This window comes from Halorubrum sp. SD612, from assembly GCF_002135005.1.
Map to the genome: position 1 here is coordinate 1 of NZ_NEWI01000147.1, position 5,770 is coordinate 5,770.

Consider the following 5,770-nt stretch of genomic DNA (forward strand, 5'->3'; position numbering starts at 1 on the left):
GGGATCGTCTCAATGAATGGTTCAAGCACCGCCTCATACCAGATCTTTCGACGCTGAAACGGCAGATTCAACGAGGACTGCCGACGATCACGGAACCGATCATCTGGAACTATCTCTGCCCTTGAGGACGGTAGAAATTAACGCACGACCGTATGAGTTCTCGGGGCGGGGGGGAGACCCGCTCCCGGCTCAGAACTTCTCCAACAGGTCGCCGTAGAACTCGCCGCCGCGGTCGTCCGCGAGCTTCTCGACGATGAGCTCCGGCGTCGACCGCGCGAGGTGCCCCTTCTTCGGCGAGCGGTTCACGCGGAGTTCGCCGTCGACGAGCCCCGCGGCCTCGATGCCGTCGACCGCGACTTCGAAGTCGGCGGCGGCGCGGATCTCGCGGGCGAGGTGCGAGACGAAGACGGCGGTCGCGTCCTGGTCGTCGAGCGCCTCCAAGATGCCCGCGATGATCTTCGCGGAGGCGCCCGGCTCGGTGATGGATTCGAGTTCGTCCACCAAGACTAGCCGACCGTCGGCGCCGTCGACGAGGTCGCCGAAGTCCCGCAGCGTCGCCTCGAACGCGCCGGCGTCGAGGGTGCCCTGCGACTTCGCGTAGTAGTGGATCTCCTCGAACCGCTCGACGGTCGCCGACTCGGCCGGCACGGGCATCCCCATCTGCGCGAGCACGACGACCAGCGCGACCAGATCGAGCGTCGAGGTCTTCCCGCCGGAGTTCACCCCGGAGAGCAGCGTCGCGCCCGACACGCCGTAGTCGACGGGCTCGACATCGGGGAAGTCGACGTCGAGGAGCGGGGAGCGACCGCCCTCGATGCGGAAGCCGGCGGGCGGGGCCTCGCCGCCGTCGTCGTCGCCCGCCGGCTCGACCACCTCGGGCAGCGTACAGTCGAAGTCGCGCGCGAACCGCGCGACGGCGAGCTCGACGTCGAGCTCCAGGGCGTCGCGGACCAGCTCCTCGACCGGCTGGCGGAGGTCCCCGAGGTCGCTCGCGAGGTCGGCCTTCAGCTTCGCCGCCCGGCGGTCCCGGGCCGCGGAGAGCTCGGTCCGGAGCCGCGAGACGGCGCTCTCGTCGTGGTCGACCGGGAAGGATGGGTCGCCGCCGAAGACGCGCTCCGCGAGCTCCGCCTCCTCGGGTTCCAGTCGGAGCGCGTCGGCGAGGTGTTCGCGGGCGGCGTCGACGGCCGCGTCGTACTCGTCGGCGAGCTCGCGGTCCAGCAGGGAGTCCACGCGGGCGCCCTGCTCGACGAGGGAGAGGAAGTCGGTCCCCTCGATGGTGACGTCGCGCTCGCGGATCGCCTCGCGCAGCCGGTCGTCAGCGACGGAGGCGGCCGTCGACACCGCGGCGTCGAGGTCGTCGACGGCGGCGGTGAGCCGGTCCAGCTCCGCGTCGCCGGCGATGGTCCCGTCGTCGTCGAGCCGGGAGAGCGCGTCGCGCAGGCGGTCGAGGTCGACCGGGGGGTCCCCGCCGCTCCCCGAGTCGCCGCCGTCCGGTTCGTCGCCGGAGACGGGATCACCGCCGGAGACGGGATCACCGCCGGAGACCGGGTCGCCGGCCGCCGCGGCCGCCTCGTGGACCGCCGCGGCCGCCTCCAGCCGCTCGCGGTTCTCGGCGAAGAAGGCGAGCAGGCGCTCGGGGACGGTCTCCGCGGGCGTTTCGAGGGCGTCCGGCCGCACGCTCACGTCGCCCTCCACGTCGAGCCCGGCGAACGACTCGTCTAAGACGATCACGGACGCGTACGACCGGCCGAGCTCGGAGACGTCGCGCGCGTCCTCGACCGTCTCGACGGAGAGCTCGGGCACCTCCGCCTCGGCGCGGGCGAGCGTCTCGGCGTCGGCCGTCGCGAGGCAGCGGTCGCGGACGCGGACGGTGGGCGGGTCGGAGAGCGGCGCGCAGTCGGCGAGCGCCTCGCGGACCGCCGGGTCGGGGTCGCGCGCGGTCGCCGCGGCGGCGAACGACTGCGCCTCCGCGATCCGCGAGGCGGACGCGCTCGGGTAGAACGTCTCCAGCCGCTTCGCCGCGTAGTCGGTGACGGTGCGCTCGCGCAGCAGGTCGATCGCCTCCCGGTACAGCTCGCGGGCGCGGTCGGTGGCCAGCACGCGACCGTCGTCGCCGTGGCGGCGCCGGATCGCTCCGCGAGCGATGCGGGCCGCGCGGGCCTCGTTGACGCCCGGCGCGCGGGCGATGGCGGCCACGTCGCCGGACTCGACGGTCGCGACCGGGTCGTCGAGTTCGCGCAGCGAAGCGGCCGTCTTGGCGCCGACGCCGGGGATCGCCTCCAGCTCCATCTACCCGCCGGTATCACGGCAACGGTGTAAAGCGTGCGGGTCGCTCCCGCGGATCCCCGCGGCGTCCGGCGGGTCGGGGGGCGGCGCGCGTCTCAGAGCGAGGACCAGCGCGCCGGGTGCGACGCCCTTTTTCGCGCTCGTCGCCAACGCCTGCCATGAGTCAGGACGCGCGTGCCGTCGGCGACGGGTCGTTCGACCCCGAGGCGGCGGCGAAGGCGGCGACCGCCCGCGAGGCGCTCGGCGAGCGCGACGGGGTGCTCGTCGCGTTCTCGGGCGGCGTCGACTCCGCGGTGGTGGCCGCGCTGGCAACGGAGGCGCTCGGCGACGACGCCGTGGCGTGTACCGCCCGCAGCGAGACGCTCCCCGCGGCGGAGCTCGACGACGCGAAGCGAGTCGCCGACGAGATCGGGGTCCGCCACGAGACGGTGACGTTCTCCGAGCTCGACGACCCGAACTTCGTCGCCAACGACGGCGACCGGTGTTACCACTGCCGAACGATGCGGCTCGGCCGGATGTACGAGACGGCCAAGGAGCTGGGGATCGGCACCGTCTGCGACGGGACGAACGCCGACGACCCCGGCGAGGGACACCGGCCGGGGCTCCGCGCGGTCGAGGAGCTCGACGTGTTCTCGCCGCTGCTCGACGCCGGGATCTCGAAGGAGGAGGTCCGCGCGATCGCCGACGCCTACGACCTCTCCGTGGCCGACAAACCCTCCATGGCGTGTCTCTCCTCGCGGATCCCGACCGGGCTGGAGGTGACCGAGGAGCGGCTGACCCGCGTCGAGAAGGCCGAGCGGGTGCTCCGGGAGTGGGGCTTCGAGGGGTTCCGCGTCCGCGACCACGACGGGCTCGCGCGCGTCGAGATCGCGCCGGACGAGTTGGAGCGCGCCCTCGACCCCGCCTTCGCCGACGCCGTCCACGAGCACCTCACCGACCTCGGCTTCGAGTACGTCACCCTCGACATGGCCGGCTACCGGACGGGGAGCGTGAGCCCGGGCGGCGAGGAGCGGGACGCGGACGGTTCCGTGGAGACGGACGGCGACGACGAGGCGGACGGCGACGACGAGGCGGACGGTTCCGACGGCGTCGACCTCGGCCGGGGATATCCGCGCTGAGGCCGGGGAGCCGGGCGGTTCGGACCGCGCTCGTCGTTATCACCCGAGAGAACCCGGCACGAACGCTTATAAACCGTGTTACTGAAGCGACACCTATGCGCGAAGCGCAGACGCTGGCGGTGATCGCCGGCGGCGTCGGCGGGGCCGTCGGGGCGTTCGTCGGCGTCGCGATCGGCGGGTCGGCGCTCTCGGTGACGCTGACCACCCTCGGGGTCGCGACGCTCGTCGGCGTCGGCGTCATCGCGAGCGCGGTCATCGCCGGCGACGTGGAGTTCCTCGCCGACGCGGACGGGGAGTGACTCCGGAGGCTCGCGTTCGACCGCGCGCTTCAAGGTCCCGCCGCGACGAGCGAGTGCCATGAGCCTCATCGCGTTCGACTTCGACGGGACGCTCTCCGACTCCGAGATGACGGTCCTGCTCGCGGAGCGGGCGGGCGTCACCGACGAGGTCGCCGAGATCACCGAGCGGGCGATGAACGACGATATCGGCTACGCCGAGAGCCTCTACCGGCGCGCGGAGCTGTTGGAGGGCCTCTCGGCGGTCGACGTGGAGGACGCGTTCGACGCGGTCCGGATCCGCCCCGGCGCGGCGCGTCTCATCGAGCGCCTGCGGGAGGCGGGCCACCACGTCGCGGTGCTCACCGGCGGCTTCGAGCGCGGCGTCGAGGCGGCGCTCGCCCGCGAGGGGGTCGCCGTCGACACGATCGTCGCGAACCGGCTGCCGACCGGACCGGACGGCGCGCTCACCGGCGAGGCCGAGGGGCCGCTGATCGAGGGGACGAAGGACGACGCGCTCGGCGACCTCGCGGCCGAGGTCGGCGGGCCGATGACGGAGACGGTGGCGGTCGGCGACGGCGCGAACGACCTCCCGATGCTGGAGGTTGCCGGGCTCGCGGTCGGCTTCGTCCCCAAGTCCGCGGTGCGGCCGGTGTGCGACTCGGTCGTCGCCTCCATGTACCGCCTCGGGAAGGTGCTGGAGGCGCACGGCGTGCTCGCGGACGCGGAGTGAGACCGCGAGGCGGCCGGGGCGTGAGAGAGACCGCGAGACGGCCGGGGCGTGAGAGAGACCGCGAGGCGGCCGAGGCGAGTCCGAAGCGCTCGCGACGACGCCCGATACCTGACCATGTTTGGCTCAAGGGTTAATCAACGGCGGACCGAACATATGGGTATGAGCGTCCTCGCCGGGGTGATCCGATGCTACCGACGCTGACGTATCTCCAGTTCCACCTCGTCTTCAGCCTTCCCGTGTTGGGGTTGTTATGGTACCTCGCGCCCCGGTACGACGCCGTTCGACGCCGGCGCGCGACGGCCGGCATCGCGATCCTCGTCGCCATCGCCTACTTCTACACGACGCCGTGGATCAGCTACATGATCCGGCAGGGGGCGTGGTCGTACGCCGACGGCGCGGTGCTCGTCCGGGCGCTGTCGATCCCGCTCGGCGAGTACCTCTTTTTCACCATCCAGACCGTCGTCACCGCGTTCGCGCTCCACCTGCTCGGCTTCGACCCGACGTTCCGCGAGGGCGACTTCGACCGGAGGCCGCGGATCGCCGGCGTCGTCGCCGGCGTCGCGATGGTCGCCGGAGGGCTCTGGCTCACGACCCTCGGCTCCTCGTTCCTCTACCTCGGCGGCCTGATCGCGTGGGTCGGCCCGGTCGTCGCGCTCCAGTGGGCGGTCGGCGGGGGGTACCTCGTCCGGACGCCGCGAACCTGGCTCGCGGCGACGCTGCTCCCGGCGGCGTACTTCTGGGTCGCCGACCGGATCGCGATCGCCATGGGGACGTGGCGGCTCTCGGCGGAGTACACGACCGGGGTCGCCGTGTTGGGGCTCCCGATCGAGGAGATGCTGTTCTTCGCCGCGGCCGGCGTGATGACCGTCAACGGGCTCGTCCTCTTCGAGTGGGTGCTCGACTGGAACGACCGCGGGGGCGCGGTCGCCGAGCCGTCGCCGTCGGCCGAAGCGGAGCGCGACGTCTCGGCGCCCGAGCCGCCGACCGATCCGGACCCCGACGTGGTCGATGACTGAGGCCTCGTCGGCGTCGACGAGGGCGACCGACTCCGGTTCCGCGGAGGCTCGCGAGCGCGACGCCGGAGCGGCCCCCGCGGACGGGGGACCCGAATCCCCGGCCGCGGCGGACCGGGTCGACCGCTGGTTCGCGCGTCTCCCCGCGCTGGCGCTGGCCGCGCTCCTGCCGATCGGCGCCGTCACCCCCCTGTTTCCGGTCGAGCTCGGCGTCGCGACGTTCGCGCTCGGCACGCTCGTCGTCGGCATGGCGCACGGCGCGGTCGACCACCTCGTCCCCCTCCGGGCCGCGCCGAACGTGTCGCTCCGGCGGTCGATCGCGGTCGTCGCGGTCGTGTACGCGGT

At 72.9% G+C, this 5,770-nt stretch carries 5 protein-coding genes and 1 pseudogene; 5 read left to right on the forward strand and 1 reads right to left on the reverse strand.

What is annotated here, in order from left to right; genetic code table 11:
• Positions 1-189 precede the first annotated feature (189 nt).
• Positions 190-2,289, reverse strand: a complete 2,100-nt coding sequence (locus B9G38_RS13585) for a helix-hairpin-helix domain-containing protein (RefSeq protein WP_086220714.1) — start codon at positions 2,287-2,289, stop codon at positions 190-192.
• A 155-nt stretch (positions 2,290-2,444) separates the two neighbouring features.
• Here B9G38_RS13585 and larE point away from each other — a divergent pair, with 155 nt between their 5' ends.
• From larE to B9G38_RS13610, 5 genes and pseudogenes are all read left to right on the forward strand, one after another.
• Positions 2,445-3,404, forward strand: a complete 960-nt coding sequence (gene larE, locus B9G38_RS13590; RefSeq protein WP_086220715.1) for an ATP-dependent sacrificial sulfur transferase LarE — start codon at positions 2,445-2,447, stop codon at positions 3,402-3,404.
• Between the two features lie 95 nt (positions 3,405-3,499).
• Complete coding sequence (locus B9G38_RS13595) at positions 3,500-3,703, forward strand: hypothetical protein (RefSeq protein ID WP_086220716.1); 204 nt, start codon at positions 3,500-3,502, stop codon at positions 3,701-3,703.
• A 58-nt stretch (positions 3,704-3,761) separates the two neighbouring features.
• Positions 3,762-4,412, forward strand: a complete 651-nt coding sequence (serB, locus tag B9G38_RS13600) for a phosphoserine phosphatase SerB (protein ID WP_086220717.1) — start codon at positions 3,762-3,764, stop codon at positions 4,410-4,412.
• Positions 4,413-4,597: 185 nt separating this feature from the next.
• Positions 4,598-5,428, forward strand: a complete 831-nt coding sequence (locus B9G38_RS13605) for a lycopene cyclase domain-containing protein (RefSeq protein WP_086220718.1) — start codon at positions 4,598-4,600, stop codon at positions 5,426-5,428.
• Positions 5,421-5,770, forward strand: a pseudogene (locus B9G38_RS13610) (Brp-like protein); the annotation flags it as partial. The gene B9G38_RS13605 and the pseudogene B9G38_RS13610, both read left to right, overlap by 8 nt.